14 protein-coding genes are annotated in these 15,310 nt (G+C 64.8%); all 14 read right to left on the bottom strand.

Annotated elements, in window-relative coordinates; genetic code table 11:
• Positions 1 to 7 precede the first annotated feature (7 nt).
• A complete protein-coding gene (locus ATJ78_RS11415; protein WP_098407830.1) occupies positions 8 to 1,465 on the bottom strand; it encodes a glutamate synthase subunit beta in 1,458 nt (485 codons plus the stop codon).
• Complete coding sequence (gene gltB / locus ATJ78_RS11410) at positions 1,458 to 6,044, bottom strand: glutamate synthase large subunit (RefSeq protein WP_098407826.1); 4,587 nt, start codon at positions 6,042 to 6,044, stop codon at positions 1,458 to 1,460. Before gltB ends, ATJ78_RS11415 begins: the two co-directional genes overlap by 8 nt.
• 113 nt (positions 6,045 to 6,157) lie before the next feature.
• Positions 6,158 to 7,126, bottom strand: coding sequence for a prolipoprotein diacylglyceryl transferase (gene lgt, locus ATJ78_RS11405; RefSeq protein ID WP_098407820.1), 969 nt, complete (start codon positions 7,124 to 7,126; stop codon positions 6,158 to 6,160).
• A 7-nt stretch (positions 7,127 to 7,133) separates the two neighbouring features.
• Complete coding sequence (gene trpA / locus ATJ78_RS11400; RefSeq protein WP_098407817.1) at positions 7,134 to 7,928, bottom strand: tryptophan synthase subunit alpha; 795 nt, start codon at positions 7,926 to 7,928, stop codon at positions 7,134 to 7,136.
• Complete coding sequence (trpB, locus tag ATJ78_RS11395) at positions 7,925 to 9,136, bottom strand: tryptophan synthase subunit beta (RefSeq protein WP_098407814.1); 1,212 nt, start codon at positions 9,134 to 9,136, stop codon at positions 7,925 to 7,927. The genes trpA and trpB overlap by 4 nt, the downstream gene beginning before the upstream one ends.
• Before the next feature lie 2 nt (positions 9,137 to 9,138).
• The gene (trpC, locus tag ATJ78_RS11390; protein WP_098407811.1) at positions 9,139 to 9,918 is read right to left on the bottom strand and encodes an indole-3-glycerol phosphate synthase TrpC; all 780 of its coding nucleotides are present in this window, start codon (positions 9,916 to 9,918) and stop codon (positions 9,139 to 9,141) included.
• Between the two features lie 4 nt (positions 9,919 to 9,922).
• Positions 9,923 to 10,153: an HGxxPAAW family protein gene (locus ATJ78_RS11385; RefSeq protein ID WP_098407807.1), complete on the bottom strand. Its 231-nt coding sequence runs from the start codon at positions 10,151 to 10,153 to the stop codon at positions 9,923 to 9,925.
• A gap of 42 nt (positions 10,154 to 10,195) precedes the next feature.
• On the bottom strand, positions 10,196 to 10,783 hold the full coding sequence (locus ATJ78_RS11380; protein ID WP_098407800.1) for a Trp biosynthesis-associated membrane protein: 588 nt from the start codon (positions 10,781 to 10,783) through the stop codon (positions 10,196 to 10,198).
• Complete coding sequence (locus tag ATJ78_RS11375) at positions 10,780 to 12,300, bottom strand: anthranilate synthase component I (RefSeq protein WP_098409342.1); 1,521 nt, start codon at positions 12,298 to 12,300, stop codon at positions 10,780 to 10,782. The genes ATJ78_RS11380 and ATJ78_RS11375 overlap by 4 nt, the downstream gene beginning before the upstream one ends.
• A 5-nt stretch (positions 12,301 to 12,305) precedes the next feature.
• Positions 12,306 to 12,665 (bottom strand): phosphoribosyl-AMP cyclohydrolase, encoded by a 360-nt coding sequence (gene hisI / locus ATJ78_RS11370; RefSeq protein WP_098407797.1) that lies wholly within the window; start codon positions 12,663 to 12,665, stop codon positions 12,306 to 12,308.
• A complete protein-coding gene (hisF, locus tag ATJ78_RS11365) occupies positions 12,662 to 13,423 on the bottom strand; it encodes an imidazole glycerol phosphate synthase subunit HisF (RefSeq protein ID WP_098407795.1) in 762 nt (253 codons plus the stop codon). The genes hisI and hisF overlap by 4 nt, the downstream gene beginning before the upstream one ends.
• Before the next feature lie 11 nt (positions 13,424 to 13,434).
• On the bottom strand, positions 13,435 to 14,274 hold the full coding sequence (hisG, locus tag ATJ78_RS11360; RefSeq protein WP_098407790.1) for an ATP phosphoribosyltransferase: 840 nt from the start codon (positions 14,272 to 14,274) through the stop codon (positions 13,435 to 13,437).
• Between the two features lie 58 nt (positions 14,275 to 14,332).
• Complete coding sequence (locus ATJ78_RS11355) at positions 14,333 to 14,596, bottom strand: phosphoribosyl-ATP diphosphatase (RefSeq protein ID WP_098407769.1); 264 nt, start codon at positions 14,594 to 14,596, stop codon at positions 14,333 to 14,335.
• A 47-nt stretch (positions 14,597 to 14,643) separates the two neighbouring features.
• Positions 14,644 to 15,309: a ribulose-phosphate 3-epimerase gene (gene rpe / locus ATJ78_RS11350; RefSeq protein ID WP_098407754.1), complete on the bottom strand. Its 666-nt coding sequence runs from the start codon at positions 15,307 to 15,309 to the stop codon at positions 14,644 to 14,646.
• Between the last annotated feature and the right edge of the window lies 1 nt (position 15,310).

The following is a 15,310-nucleotide window of genomic DNA, read 5'->3' as shown; positions in this document are numbered from 1 at the left end:
CGCGGGGTCAGAGAGCGATCGGGCGGTCCGTCGGTGCGACAGGCCACGGGAGTTCGCTCTCCCCTTCAAGATACCGGTCAACGGCGGCCGCTGCCGAACGTCCTTCGGCGATTGCCCAGACGATCAGCGATTGTCCTCGACCCGCGTCCCCTGCCACGAAGACGCCGGGCGTCGCAGTTTGGTAGTCGGCTGAACGCTCGAATGCGCCGTGATCGCTGACCGCGAGTCCGAGCTGCTCGTGCTCCGTGTCGGTCTCGGGACCGGTGAATCCCAAGGCGAGAAGCACGAGGTCTGCCGGAATCTCGTACTCCGTTCCGGCCTTGGGGACCCTGCGTCCATCTAGGTACTCGGTCTCGGCGACACGCAGTGCGCGCACCGCTCCGGCATCGTCAGAGACGAACTCGACAGTCGAGACAAGGTACTCCCGCTCCCCGCCTTCCTCGTGAGACGTCTGTACCTCGAAGACCGTCGGCGTCATCGGCCATGGCTGGTGTTCGGGACGCATGGCAGAGGGTTTGCGCCCGATCGCCAGATTCGTGACGGATGCTGCGCCCTGACGGTGTGCCGTGCCGATGCAGTCCGAGCCGGTGTCGCCGCCGCCGAGCACGACGACGTGCTTTCCCGTTGCCGAGATGGGATTCGCGACGTCATCGCCGGCGACGGCGTGATTGGCGCGAACAAGGTAGTCCATCGCGAGGTGGATGCCGTCGAGCTCACGTCCGGGGATATCGAGGTTCCGGGCGACCGGCGTTCCTGTCGCGACGACGACAGCGTCAAATCGAGCACGGAGTTCGTCCCACGTGATGTCCGTGCCGATGCTGACACCCGGGCGGAATCGAGTGCCCTCTTCACGCATCTGCTTGAGCCGCTTGTCGAGAATCTGCTTCTCGAGCTTGAAATCGGGAATGCCGTAGCGCAACAGGCCGCCGATCCGGTCGTCGCGCTCGTACACGGCAACCGTGTGCCCTGCGCGCGTGAGCTGCTGAGCGGCCGCGAGACCGGCTGGCCCCGATCCGACGACGGCGACAGTCTTGCCTGTGAGCCTCTCGGGCGGCTGCGCGTCGATCCAGCCGCTGTCAAAAGCCTGGTCGGCGATGGACACCTCGACCTGCTTGATCGTGACGGCTGGCTGGTTGATTCCGAGCACGCACGCGCTCTCACAAGGCGCCGGGCACAGGCGCCCCGTGAGCTCAGGAAAGTTGTTCGTCGCGTGCAGGCGGTCGGATGCCGCGCGCGCGTCGCCCTTCCACGTGAGATCGTTCCACTCGGGGATCAGGTTGCCGAGCGGGCAGCCCTGATGGCAGAAGGGGATGCCGCAGTCCATGCAGCGTCCCGCTTGGCGCTGAAGCTGGTCGCGGTCCTGTCGCTCATAGACTTCCTTCCAGTCCATGATGCGCACGGGCACGGGCCTGCGCTTCGGCAGTTCGCGCTCGGTCGTCTTCAAGAACCCTGTCGGATCAGCCACGGGTAGCCTCCCTGATTCGCTTCCACACTTCGTCACCGTCCGGGTCGAGCCCCTCGGCGATTGCGTGCTGCCGTGTTTCGAGTACCGCCGCGTAGTTGCGCGGCTGAATCTTGACGAAGTCCCCGAGGACGGCGTCGATGTCGTCCAGCATCCGCGAGGCGAGGGGCGAGCCGGTCTCGGCCTGGTGCTGCGCGAGCAGATCCGTGATGATCTCGCGGTCGCCAGGGCCTGGGGCAGTCAGCTCGAGTTCGTCTGACACCACGGCCTCGCGATTGACGCGGGACTCGTCGAGCCTGTAGATGTAGGCGCTTCCCCCCGACATGCCCGCTCCGAGATTCCGCCCGGTCGTGCCGAGAATCACCGCGAGTCCGCCTGTCATGTACTCGAGGGCGTGGTCACCAACACCTTCGACGACAGCCGTCGCGCCGGAGTTGCGCACGAAGAACCGCTCCCCCACGACGCCGTTTATGAACATGCTCCCCGACGTCGCGCCGTATCCGACCACGTTGCCCGCGATGACGTTCTGCTCGGGCACGAACCCGGCAGCAGCATCCGGGCGGATGGCGATGCGCCCACCCGAAAGCCCCTTGCCGACGTAATCGTTGGCGTCTCCCTCGAGTCGAAGCGTGATTCCCCGCGGGACGAAGGCGCCGAACGACTGCCCTGCGGAGCCGGAGAGCGCGACGGTGATCGTGTTCTCGGCAAGGCCGTTCTCGCCGAACCGGCGCGTGACCTCGTGCCCCAGCATCGTTCCGACGGCGCGCTCTGTGTTGATGATCGGACGCTCGATGCGCACAGGTCCCCTGCCGTCGAGCGCTCTCGCGCTGCGCCGAATCAGCTCAACGTCGAAGTGGCTGTCGAGCTCATGATTCTGCTCCCTCATGTGCCGCATCGGCCCGTCATCGACGCGCGCTGAGGTCTGAGATGCTCCGAGGATCGGCGTCAGATCGAGCCCGTCAGACTTCCAATGCGAGACGGCCCGCGTCACGTCAAGCGCCTCTGCGTGCCCGATCGCCTCGTCGAGCGTACGGAAACCGAGAGCGGCGAGATACTCGCGCACCTGCTCAGCAATGAATTCGAAGAACGTCACAACAAACTCGGGCTTGCCTGAGAAGCGCTTGCGCAGCTCTGGATTCTGGGTAGCGACGCCCACAGGGCACGTGTCGAGGTGGCACACGCGCATCATGACGCAGCCCGAGACCACGAGCGGCGCTGTCGCGAACCCGAACTCCTCGGCGCCGAGAAGCGCCGCGATGACAACGTCGCGCCCCGTCTTGAGCTGACCGTCCACCTGCACGACCACCCGATCCCTCAGACCGTTGAGAAGCAGAGTCTGCTGCGTCTCGGCGAGCCCGAGTTCCCACGGAGTTCCTGCGTGCTTGAGCGAGTTCAGGGGGCTCGCACCTGTTCCTCCGTCGTGGCCAGAGATCAGCACGACATCGCTCAGCGCCTTGGCGACACCGGCGGCGACCGCACCGATCCCCGACTCGCTCACCAGCTTCGTGTGCACGCGAGCGTGCGGATTCGCCCGCTTGAGATCGAAGATGAGCTGCTTGAGGTCTTCGATCGAATAGATGTCATGGTGAGGCGGCGGCGAGATGAGTCCAACGCCAGCTGTCGCGTGACGTGTTCGGGCTACCCACGGATAGACCTTGCCCGGCGGAAGCTGCCCTCCTTCTCCCGGCTTGGCGCCCTGGGCGAGCTTGATCTGAAGGTCGTCGGCGTGCGTGAGGTACATGCTCGTGACGCCGAATCGTCCCGACGCCACCTGTTTGATGGCACTTCGCCGTGTCGGGTCGAGCAGCCGTTCGACGTCTTCGCCGCCTTCTCCCGTGTTCGACTTCGCGCCGAGACGGTTCATGGCGATGGCGAGAGTCTCATGCGCTTCCTGCGAGATCGAGCCGTAGCTCATCGCCCCGGTCGAGAACCTCTTGACGATCTGCGACACGGGCTCGACCTCGTCGAGCGGCACCGGAGGTCGCTGGTCGTCGACGAATCCGAAGAGCCCCCTCAAGGTCATGAGGCGCTCGGATTGATCATCGATCAGGTCTGTGTACTGCTTGAAGATGTCGTATCGGCGCGAGCGCGTGGAATGCTGGAGCCGGAACACTGTGTCAGGGTTGAAGAGATGGGGCGTCCCGTCGCGCCGCCACTGGTATTCGCCGCCGGTCTCGAGGCGATCGTGCGCGCGGCTGGGCGGATTGGCGGGGAACGCTGACGAGTGCCTGGCGAGGTTCTCGGACTGAATCACGTCGAGCCCCACGCCGCCGAGTCGCGATACGGTGCCGGTGAAGTATGTGTCGACGAATTCCTGACTGAGTCCGACGGCTTCGAAGGTCTGGGCGCCGGCGTACGACGACACGGTGGAAATGCCCATCTTCGACATGATCTTGAGCACGCCGTTGCCGAGGGCGGAGATCACATTTGCGACGGCCTGATCAGCTGTCACGCCCGTGATCTCACCACGTCGCACGAGCTCTTCGCATGTCTCCATGGCGAGGTACGGGTTCACGGCAGAGGCGCCGTAGCCGATGAGCGTGGCGACGTGATGAACTTCGCGCACGTCGCCCGCTTCGACGATGAGGCCGACCTTCATGCGATTCTCGGCGCGGATGAGATGGTGGTGGACAGATGCCACAGCAAGCAGGGAAGGGATCGGTGCGAGATCCTTCGTTGAATCGCGGTCGCTCAGCACAATGAAGTGAGCGCCCGCGGCGATCGCCGCATCGACCTCCGCATTGATCGCGTCCAGCCGGTCGCGCAGCGCGCCGGGGCCTTCGTCGAAGCGGTAGAGCGCGCGGATGATCGCTGTCGTCGTCCCGTTCGGCAGCGGGTCGATGTGCTCGATCTTCGCCAGCTGGTCGTTGTCGATCACCGGGAAGTCGAGAACGATCTGACGTGCGTGCTCGGGACCCGAGGCCAAGAGGTTGCGTTCTGGGCCGAGCGTGAGCGTCAGGGAGGTCACGACACGCTCCCTGATCGAATCGAGCGGTGGGTTCGTCACTTGCGCAAATCGCTGCGAGAAGTAGTCGAACAGCAGCCGCGGGCGATCGGAGAGCACAGCGACGGGCGTGTCTGTTCCCATTGCCCCGAGCGGTTCGGCGCCTGTCGCGCCCATCGGCTTGAGGATGCGATTCACTTCTTCTTCGGTGTAGCCGAAGGTGCGCTGGCGACGGATGACCGACGCGGGAGTGTGGATCACGTGCTCGCGCTCCGGCAGATCCGTGAGGTTGATCCGGCCCTGCTCGAGCCATTCGCCCCAGGGCTGAGACGCTGTCAGCGAATCTTTGATCTCGTCGTCGTCGATGAGGCGGCCCTCGTCGAGGTCGATGAGAAACATGCGGCCAGGCTGCAGCCGGCCTTTGCGCACCACCGTTCCGGGCGCGACGTCGAGAATGCCGATCTCGCTTCCCAGCACGACGAGCCCGTCATCGGTCTCGAGCCAGCGGCCCGGGCGCAGACCGTTTCGATCGAGCGTGGCGCCGACGACCGAGCCGTCGGTGAACGTCAGCGCCGCCGGGCCGTCCCACGGCTCCATCTGCATCGAGAGGTACTCGAAGAAGGCTCGGCGTTCCGGGTCCAGGTCCGTGCGCTTCTCCCACGCTTCGGGAACCATCATGAGCATTGCGTGCGGCAGCGAACGGCCCGTGAGCGTGAGAAGCTCGAGCACCTCGTCGAAGGAAGCGGAGTCGCTCGCGCCCTCGGTGACGATGGGGAGAAGCGGCGTGAGATCGCCGAGGAGATCGGATGCTAGTTGAGACTGACGAGCCCGCATCCAGTTCCGGTTCCCCTGCACCGTATTGATCTCGCCATTGTGCGCCATCATGCGCAACGGCTGTGCGAGCGGCCACGACGGGAACGTGTTCGTCGAGTACCGGGAATGCACGATGGCGACGCGGGACGCGAACGCGTGGTCGGAGAGGTCGGGATAGAACGGTTCGAGCTGCAGTGTCGTGACCATTCCCTTGTAGACGATCGTGCGGCTCGACAGAGAAACAAAATAGGCCCCGATTTCGCGTTCTGCGCGCTTTCGGAGCCTGTACGCGATGCGGTCGAGAGCCACACCGTGCTCTCGAGTGTCACCCGGAGCAGACGCACCGGTGCACACGAAGAGCTGCTCGATCACAGGCATGGCGTCTCGAGCGAGACGACCCAGTTGCGACGGCTCCGTCGGGACCACGCGCCAGCCGAGAACCTCGAGCCCTTCGTCTGCCGCGATCGATTCGATTGAGCGCTTCTCGTCATTGCGCTCCTCACCGTCGGTCGGCAGGAACACAGAACCGACGGCGTATTCGCCGACGCTAGGAAGCGAAAACGAAACCGCCGCGCGAAGAAAGGCGTCAGGAACTTCCAACAGGATGCCGGCACCGTCCCCGGTCCCCGCGTCGGACCCGGTGGCTCCACGGTGCTCAAGATTGCGCAGCGCTGCCAGCGCTGCGTCGATGATGTCGTGGCCACCGTGCCCGCGCAGCGTCGCAACCATGGCCAGACCGCACGCGTCTGACTCGAAGGACGGGTCGTACAACCCCTGCTTGTCAGGAACGAGGCTGAATCGGGAGTAGGGAGATCGAGTGGTCATGAATAGCGATGCCCTCAGTTGATGCTAAGACGGGGCAACGGCGTCCCGCCGGGGATACAGACCGGAGAAGGTCTGGACTGAACCCGGTGGTCCGTGACCGCTGGAGTTCGGTACTACGAGCCTCGCTTGCTTGTGGCGGCGGGCTCTCCCTGGTCGGAGACTCCGTCAGCGTCGTCACTGAGATCGACGTACACCGATTCAGGGGATTCAGAGTCTAACTCTCCCTCTGTTTCGGTCGTGTTACGTCCAGGCAGATAGGCGCTCGGGAGGCGACCAGGGTGCCGTTCGCGCTGCACCATGAAGATGACGATTCCGAGTACGAGGGCGATGATCGCTGCCCACACGTTCACACGCAGGCCGAGAAAAACCTCGCTCGGGTCGATGCGAATCGACTCCCAGACGATGCGCCCAGCGCCGTACCAGATGAGGTAGAGGGCGAACTGGCGTCCCCATTCGAGAGTCAGACGTCGCCCGAGCCAGACGATCACAGCGGCTCCGAGAAGGTTCCAGATGACCTCGTAGAGGAACGTCGGGTGAAACAGGACATCTGCGGGAAGGCCGACCGGATAGGCAGGATTCGACGCGTCGATCTCGAGCCCCCAGGGAAGATCGGTGGGCAGGCCGAACAGCTCTTGATTGAACCAGTTGCCGAATCTGCCGAACGCCTGCGCGACGAGCAGGCCTGGAGCGAGTGCGTCAGCGAAGACCGAGAAGCGAAGCCCGAGAACGCGGCAGCCGATCCACGCGCCGATTCCACCGCCGATCAGGGCACCGAAGATGGCGATTCCCCCCTCCCAGATGTAGAGGGTCCTCAGCAGGTCTGCGCCCGGATAGAAGTAATCGTCGGGGTGCGTCAAGACGTGAAAGACTCGCGCGCCGATGATTCCGAGGGGAACAACCCAGAGCAGAAGATCGATGATGATCCAGGGCTCAGCTCCGCGCCGTGTGAGCCGGGTGTTCGTGATGAGCGTCGCGGCGATGATGCCCACGAGAATGCACAGCGCGTAGAAGTGAATCGTGAACGGCCCCAGCTGAATGAAGCTGACGTCCGGACTCGGAATGCTTGCGGGAAGGATCACCATGAGCCTTTCAAATCGATCGCGTACGCGTTGTTCCGGAGGCGAGCTGCTGGGCAAGGTCGCCGACTGCTGTGACTCCGCCGTCGCTCAGCGCCTTCACGAGCGCCGATCCGACGATCGCGCCGTCAGCATACTCCAGCACTTCGCGCACATGCTCCGGGGTGGAGATGCCGAGCCCGACGCAGGCGTTCTCGGCACCGGCATCCCGGAGGCGCGAGACGAGCGTGCGCGCCGCGGTATCGATGTCGGTGCGTGCGCCCGTGATGCCCATGGTGGACACCGTGTAGACGAATCCTCTGCTCGAGGACACGGCCTGGGCGAGCCGCGCGTCGCTCGATGACGGTGCCGCGAGAAAGACGCGGTCGAGTCCTGTGCGCTCGGACGCTGCGAGCCATTCCTCTGCCTCATCGGGAATCAGGTCAGGGGTGATGAGGCCCGCGCCGCCGGCGTCGAGAAGGTCGTCGGCGAAGCGTTCGACTCCGTACTGAACCACGGGGTTCCAGTACGTCATAAGCAGAACATCGGCGTCGCACTCCGCGGTGATGCGCCGCACAGCCTCGAACGCGTGTGACAGCCGAAACCCCTCGGAGAGCGCGCGCTGCGTAGCCGCCTGAATGACGGGACCGTCCATGACGGGATCAGAATACGGAACGCCGAGCTCAATCACGTCGACACCGCCCTTGGCGATCGCCACAGCGGCATCGATGCTGTCGTCGAAGTTGGGAAAGCCGATCGGAAGGTATCCGATCAGAGCGCCGTCGCCTGATTCTCGTTTCGCGCGAAGGGTCTCGGCTACACCGGTCACGATTGTTCGGCTCCCTCGTCGATCAGGTTGAAGTAGGAGCCCGCGGTCTCCATGTCTTTATCGCCGCGGCCCGAGAGGCTCACGAGAATGGTTGCATCGCTGCCGATCTCGCGGCCGAGCTCGAGTGCTCCCGCCAGGGCGTGCGCGGACTCGATCGCAGGGATGATGCCCTCTGTGCGACTGAGAAGCCGGAGAGCGTCCATGGCGGCAGCATCCGTCACCGGTCGATAGGACGCTCGGCCGATCGATGCGAGCCACGAGTGCTCGGGCCCGACGCCCGGATAGTCGAGCCCGGCGGAGATGGAGTGCGACTCGATCGTCTGACCGTCGTCATCCTGAAGGAGAAAGCTTCGCGCTCCGTGCAGCATGCCCGGGCGGCCCTTCGTGATGGTTGCCGCGTGCCTGGGCGTGTCGATCCCTTCTCCCGCCGCCTCGAATCCGTAGAGGGCGACGTCGGCATCGTCGAGGAACGCATGGAAGATGCCCATGGCGTTTGAGCCTCCGCCGACGCATGCTGCGACAGCATCCGGCAGCCGACCAGTCAGCTCGAGCACCTGTTCGCGGGCCTCCTCGCCGATCACCTTCTGCAGATCGCGCACCATCGCGGGGAACGGATGCGGGCCCGCGACCGTGCCGAAGATGTAGTTCGTCGTCTCGACGTTCGTCACCCAGTCGCGCATCGCCTCGTTGATCGCGTCTTTGAGCGTGCGCGACCCCGTCTTGACGGCGACCACTTCGGCGCCGAGCAGGCGCATGCGCGCAACATTGAGCGCCTGACGCTCGGTATCGACTTCGCCCATGTAGATGACGCAATCGAGCCCGAAGAGTGCGGCTGCCGTCGCCGTCGCGACGCCATGCTGCCCTGCACCCGTCTCGGCGATCACGCGGGTCTTGCCGACGCGCTTGGTGAGCAGGGCTTGGCCGAGCACGTTGTTGATCTTGTGCGAACCGGTGTGGTTGAGGTCCTCGCGCTTCAGAATCACACGAGCGCCGCCCGCGTGCTCAGCGAATCGGGGCACTTCCGTGATCACCGAGGGACGGCCGACATAGGTGCGCAGAAGCTCGTCGAGCTCCCGCTGAAACTCGGGATCGACCTTCGCCGCCTCCCAAGCCTGTGTGAGGTCGTCGAGCGTTGCGATGAGCGATTCGGGGACATAGCGCCCGCCGTAGTCGCCGAAGTATGGTCCAGACGAATGTTGAAGAGACATGTTCAGACCGCCAAGAATCGGTGGAGGGTTGAGACGGGATCGCTAGTGACAAGCGCTTCGCCGATAAGCACGACGTCGGCTCCCGCCTCGCGGTAGTGGGCGACGTCGTCGGGTCCCGCGACGGCGGATTCGGCGACCTTCACGACGCCGGCGGGAATCGTGCTCGACAGCGTGCCGAAGAGATCGCGATCTAAGTCGAATGTCTTGAGGTTGCGCGCGTTGATGCCGATGAGTTTTGCATCGAGTTCGAGAGCGCGATCAAGCTCTTCTGCCGTGTGAGCCTCAACGAGCGACGTCATGCCGAGATCGGTGACGAGGCCGTGAAGCTCACGAAGCTGCCCCTGGTCGAGCGCAGCGACGATGAGGAGCACCATGTCGGCGCCAGCGGCTCTCGCCTCGAAGACCTGGTAGGGGTCGGAGACGAAGTCTTTGCGCAGAACAGGAACAGGCACCGTCTGCTTCACAGCGCTGAGGTCATCGAGCGAGCCCTTGAAGCGCCGCCCTTCGGTCAGTACGCTGATGGCGCTTGCGCCGCCCGACGCATAGAGCGATGCGAGGTGCGCGGGGTCGGGAATGTCTGCGAGGTCGCCGCGTGACGGACTGGCTCGCTTGACCTCCGCGATGATCTTCACGCGATCGGCAGGCGCAAGCGCCGCAAGCGCATCGAGGGGCGCATCGGCAGCAGCAGCGGCGTCTTCGACGGCAGCCAGCGGTGTGACCGCCCGGCGAGCTTGAGCGTCTTCTCGCGCGCCGTGCGTGAGCTCCGTCAGGAGGTCGGACACCGGTTCAGTGGCCCTTCGGCTGGTAGCGCGGACCGTTGACTCCGAATCCCGCCAATTTGAGGATCCATCCGACGATGAGCCCGACGACGAGCAGACCTGCAGCTGCGATGACTCCAAATGGCTGGCCGATGAACAGCATGACCGTGCCGATGGTGAAAGCGACGAGCATGATGATGACAGCGGTCCATGCGGCCGGTGAATGGCCGTGTCCGGGGTCGATCGATTCGGGGGTCACGTAAACTCCTTCTCTGGCGGGGAACGCCACCAAGTCTATCTGCTACCGCGTGGGGTCCTCACCGCGGCTCAGCTCGTCCCAGCTGTCGACGGCATCGTGCGTCGCCCCACTCGGCTCCGCCGCCGGCGCATCGAACTTGCGCCCTGAGGCAGGCCAACGTCGCGATGTGACGATGACCGCGATGCCGAGCACGGCGAGAATGATCCCGGCTGCGAGCGAGACATAGGGCCACGCCGTCGCGAAACTCTGTGCGACGAGATCGTGGGAGGCGCTGTCTCCAGCGACGCCCGTGAACTCGGTGATCGTCTTTGAGCTCGCGGCCGCCGGATCACTGACTGCGACGATCGCAGACGCGATGAGGCTTCCTCCGATGAGCACTTCGAGCACCCCGAAGACGACGCGAAGCATGCGTCCCGCAATCGCGAGCGCGCCTCCGAGCGCGAGGCCGGCAAGACCGAGCGCTGCCACGGCAGGACCTGCCGCCTCACCCGGAACGTCGACGTCTGTGCCCGCATGGGTGCCCTGTGTGAGCACCAGCGAAAACCACGGCTGCGTCCACGTGAGCAGCGCGCAACCGCTCACGGCGAGGGTCACGACGATGAGGATGCTCTTGATGCGACGTCCGGTCATTCGTCCCCGATTCTCACCATCGCGCTGGCGATCGCGACAGCCCTGAGCGGCGCAGCTGCCTTGTTGCATGATTCCTGATACTCCGACTCGGCAACCGAGTCCGCGACGACTCCCCCGCCCGCTTGCACGATCGCTGTTCCGTTCATGAGCGTGGCCGTGCGGATGGCGATCGCGAGGTCGGCCTGGCCCGCGAAGCCGATGTAGCCGACGACGCCGCCGTACACGCCCCTCTGGGCGGGTTCGAGCTCATCGATGATCTGGAGGGCGCGCGGCTTCGGAGCGCCAGAGAGCGTGCCTGCGGGAAACGTGGCGCGAAAGACATCGATGGCTGTCGCCCCGCCGCGAAGTTCTCCCTCGACGCTCGATACGAGGTGCATGATGTGGCTGAACCGCTCAACGCGCATGAACTCGGTCACATCGACGGTGCCGGGAACGCAGACCTTCGCCAGGTCGTTGCGAGCGAGATCGACGAGCATCAGATGCTCCGCACGCTCTTTGTCATCGGAGCGAAGGGTCGTCTCGAATTCGACGTCCTCGTCAGGTGTGCGCCCGCGCGGCTGTGAACCCGCGATCGGGTGGGTGACGACGTGACCGTTCTGCACCTTGACGAGCGCTTCGGGTGATGAGCCGACGATCGCGTACGGCACGCCCTCGGGAGTGTCGAGACTGAGCAGATACATGTACGGGCTCGGGTTCAGAGCGCGCAGCATCCGGTAGACGTCAACCGGCGACGCATCGGTGTCGAGTTCGAAACGCTGCGACAGCACAACTTGAAAGATGTCTCCGTCGCGAATGTAGGCCTTGCTCTTCTCGACCGCCGCGAGAAAGTCCGCCTTGCGGGTGCGAAGGCGCGGCGTCGGAGACAGTGAGAGGTCGACGTGAGCAAGCTGGGCGTCGCTCGGAGCGGCAATGCCGTTCTGCAACGCGCTCAGGCGCTCCTGTGCGTCAAGCCACAGCGTGTCGAGATCAGAGTCGTCCGTGAGGACGTTGGCGATCAGCTGAACGGTGCCCCGGCGGTGGTCGAGAACGACGAGGTCCGCGACGAAGCACATGGCCTGACCTGGGACATCGTGCTCGGCCTGCGGCGCGTTCGGCAGATTCTCGATCTGACGCACCGACTCCCACCCGAGAAAGCCGACAAGTCCCCCGGTGAGGGGCGGAAGATCGGGAACCGCCTCCCCCGACCATCGTGTGCTCAGCGCGGCGACGGCGTCCAAGGGGCTCAGCCCGGTGAGATCGCCAATGGCGCGCTCGGCCGAGAGCCCGTAATCGAGCCACCGAGGCGCATCACCCGATTGAGTGAGCACGCCATACGACGAGACGCCCACGAACGAATACCGCGACCAGATGCCTCCCTCTGCCGACTCCAGCAGAAAGCTTCCCGGCGCACCCGCCGCAAGCTTGCGATAGATCCCGACAGGGGTCTCGCTGTCGGCGAATATCTCGCGAACCACCGGGACGACGCGCATGCGCGATGCATGGTCGTCGAACTGCGCTCGCGTCGTCGTGGAGGGCATGTGCGTCATCGCGCGTCCTTGAGCACGACCGGGTCGAGCACGTCGGCATCGAAGCACGTGCGAGTGCCGGTGTGGCACGCAGCCCCGATCTGGTCGACCGAGACCAGGAGCGTGTCGGCGTCGCAGTCGAGCGCGGCCTGCTTGACCAGCTGCACGTGGCCGGATGTGTCGCCCTTGCGCCAGTATTCGTTGCGCGACCGCGACCAGAATGTGACGCGACCGGTCGTGAGGGTGCGACGCAGCGCCTCCGCATCCATGTATCCCATCATGAGCACCTCAAGCGTGTCCCACTGCTGGATGATCGCAGGCAGAAGGCCGTCGTCGCTGAAACGGGCACGAGAGAGGATGCTGTCAATGTCGCTCATCGGATGGTCACCCCCGTCGAGCGGAGCGCGTTCTTGACATCGCCGATCGTGAGCTGCCCGGAGTGGAAGACGCTCGCCGCGAGCACAGCATCAGCGCCGGCACCGATCGCCGGAGGGAAGTGCTCTGCAGCGCCGGCTCCGCCTGAGGCGATGACGGGCACCGCGCAATTTTCTCGCATGAGGGCGATGAGCTCGATGTCGAAACCGTTCTTCGTTCCGTCTGCATCGATCGAATTGACGAGCAACTCGCCCGCGCCGCGCTCCGAGGCTTCTCTGGCCCAGGCGACAGCATCGATATCCGTGCGCCGACGACCACCGTGGGTCGTGACGACGAAACCGGAGGGCATGCGGTCATCGCGAGTGATGTCGAGAGAGAGCACCAGCACCTGCGCGCCGAAGCGATCCGCGATCTCGTCGATCACGTCCGGTCGCGCGATCGCCGCGCTGTTCACGCCGACCTTGTCTGCGCCATGCGCCTGAAGGCGCGAGACGTCGTCAACGGAGCGCACTCCTCCCCCGACGGTGAGCGGAATGAAGACCTTCTCGGCCGTCGCCTGCACCACGTCGTACATGGTCGCGCGGCCCTCCACTGTCGCAGACACGTCGAGAAACGTGAGCTCGTCTGCGCCCTGCTCGTAGTAGCGCTGCGCGAGCTCGACCGGATCGCCCTGGTCGCGCAGGTTCTTGAAGTTGACCCCCTTGACGACGCGGCCATCGGACACGTCGAGACAGGGAATCACGCGGACAGCGAGAGTCATGTGCGTTTCTCCTACAGACGAGCGGCGTGGATGGCGCTGACGAGAATCGCTCGTGCGCCGAGGCCGTACAGGGCGTCCATGATCTGATTCATGTCTTTGCGAGGAACCATCACGCGAACAGCGACCCAGTCGGGGTCCTTGAGAGGCGAGACGGTCGGCGACTCGATGCCGTGCGCGACCTCGGTAGCCCGCTCGAGCAGTGACGCAGGCAGGTCGTAGTCCATGAGCACGAAGCGCCGCGCAACGAGCACGCCCTGCAGCCGCCGCAGCAGCACGTCCGTTCCCGGCTTCTGCTGCGGGGCTGAGATCACGACAGCTGTGGAGTCGAGAATGACCGGGCCGAAGATTTCGAGACCGGCGTTGCGCAGGGTCGTTCCGGTCGACACGACGTCGGCGACAGCATCCGCCACCCCGAGATCGACGGCGGACTCGACGGCACCATCGAGCTTCACGAGCTCGGCCGACACGCCGTGTCGTGTGAGGAAGTCGCCGACGAGACCCGTGTAGCTCGTGGCGATGCGCGCGCCGTTGAGGTCGTTCAGCTCGCTGAAGCGGCCGACCGGGCCGGCGAAGCGGAACGTCGAGTCGGCGAAATCGAGCGCCGCGATCTCGTTCGCCTGCGATGCCGAGTCAAGCAGCAGATCACGCCCCGTGATTCCGGCGTCGAGGGCGCCAGAACCTACGTAGGTCGCGATGTCACGCGGGCGAAGGTAGAAGAACTCGACGTCGTTGCGCGCATCGATGAGGTGGAGCGCCTTGGGATCTGTACGAGTGAGGTAGCCGGCTTCGACCAGCATTCCAGCGGCCGTCTCGGCCAGCGAGCCCTTATTGGGCACTGCGATTCGCAACATTCGGTTGTGCTCTCGTGTCTGGGGTACGTCAGGTGAGGATGCTGCGGGACGACCGCTCTCAGAGATGTCGGTAGACGTCGTCGAGGCTCAAGCCCTTGGCGAGCATCATGACCTGAACGTGGTAGAGGAGCTGCGACATCTCTTCAGCGGCGGCCTCGTCGGACTCGTGCTCTGACGCCATCCACACCTCGGCTGCCTCTTCAACGATCTTCTTTCCGATGGAGTGCACGCCGGAGTCGAGTTCGGCAACGGTGCCCGATCCGGCGGGCCGGTTCGCTGCCTTCTCGCTCAGTTCGGCAAAAAGCTCGTCGAAAGTCTTCACGGCTCAAGCCTACTCGGTCGAGGTGGGCGCGGGATCAGCGGCAGCGCTCACTGGTGGCTGTGCGCGGCAGCGCGCTCGCGCAGCATCCGTATCTGGTCTGCCGGGTCTCCGCCGGCGAACACGCTTGAACCGGCCACGAACGTGTCCGCGCCGTTCTCGGCGGCAACCTCGATTGTCTCGAGGGTGACACCGCCGTCGACCTGAAGCCAGATGTCGAGACCGGCGCGCTCTGCCGCCGTGCGCACGGAGCGGAGCTTCGGCATCATCTCGTGCATGAACTTCTGACCCCCGAAGCCAGGCTCGACGGTCATGACGAGCACTTGGTCGAACTCGGGAAGCAGCTCGAGATACGGCTCAGGGTCGGTTCCGGGCTTGAGAGCGATGCCCGCTCGAGAACCGATCTCGCGAATGCGCCGGGCGAGCGCGACGGGATCGTCCGCGGCCTCGGCATGGAAGGTCACCGAGAACGCCCCGGTCTCGGCATAGTCGGGGGCCCACCGGTCGGCGTCATCGATCATGAGGTGAACATCGAGGGGAATCGGGGAGACCTCTTGAACGCGCTGCACCATGGGAAGACCGAAGGTGAGGTTCGGCACGAAGTGATTGTCCATCACGTCGACGTGCACGAGATCCGCGTCGGCGATGCGGCCGAGGTCGCGTTCGAAATTGACGAAATCGGCGGCGAGGATGCTGGGGTTGATGCGTGTGGCCATG

The sequence above is a fragment of the Paramicrobacterium agarici genome (genome assembly GCF_002563955.1).
Lineage (GTDB): Bacteria > Actinomycetota > Actinomycetes > Actinomycetales > Microbacteriaceae > Paramicrobacterium > Paramicrobacterium agarici.
The sequence above is the reverse complement of the archived record's forward strand: the minus strand, read 5'-3'. Positions and strand labels throughout refer to the sequence as shown.

Bases quoted from the DNA above. Each gene is read 5' to 3' on its own strand.
- ATJ78_RS11375 (WP_098409342.1), bottom strand. From the start codon at position 12,300: ATGCCCTCCACGACGACGCGAGCGCAGTTCGACGACCATGCATCGCGC.
- hisI (WP_098407797.1), bottom strand. From the start codon at position 12,665: ATGAGCGACATTGACAGCATCCTCTCTCGTGCCCGTTTCAGCGACGAC.
- trpB (WP_098407814.1), bottom strand. From the start codon at position 9,136: ATGTCTCTTCAACATTCGTCTGGACCATACTTCGGCGACTACGGCGGG.
- lgt (WP_098407820.1), bottom strand. From the start codon at position 7,126: ATGGTGATCCTTCCCGCAAGCATTCCGAGTCCGGACGTCAGCTTCATT.
- rpe (WP_098407754.1), bottom strand. From the start codon at position 15,309: ATGGCCACACGCATCAACCCCAGCATCCTCGCCGCCGATTTCGTCAAT.
- gltB (WP_098407826.1), bottom strand. From the start codon at position 6,044: ATGACCACTCGATCTCCCTACTCCCGATTCAGCCTCGTTCCTGACAAG.
- hisF (WP_098407795.1), bottom strand. From the start codon at position 13,423: ATGACTCTCGCTGTCCGCGTGATTCCCTGTCTCGACGTGTCCGATGGC.
- ATJ78_RS11380 (WP_098407800.1), bottom strand. From the start codon at position 10,783: ATGACCGGACGTCGCATCAAGAGCATCCTCATCGTCGTGACCCTCGCC.
- hisG (WP_098407790.1), bottom strand. From the start codon at position 14,274: ATGTTGCGAATCGCAGTGCCCAATAAGGGCTCGCTGGCCGAGACGGCC.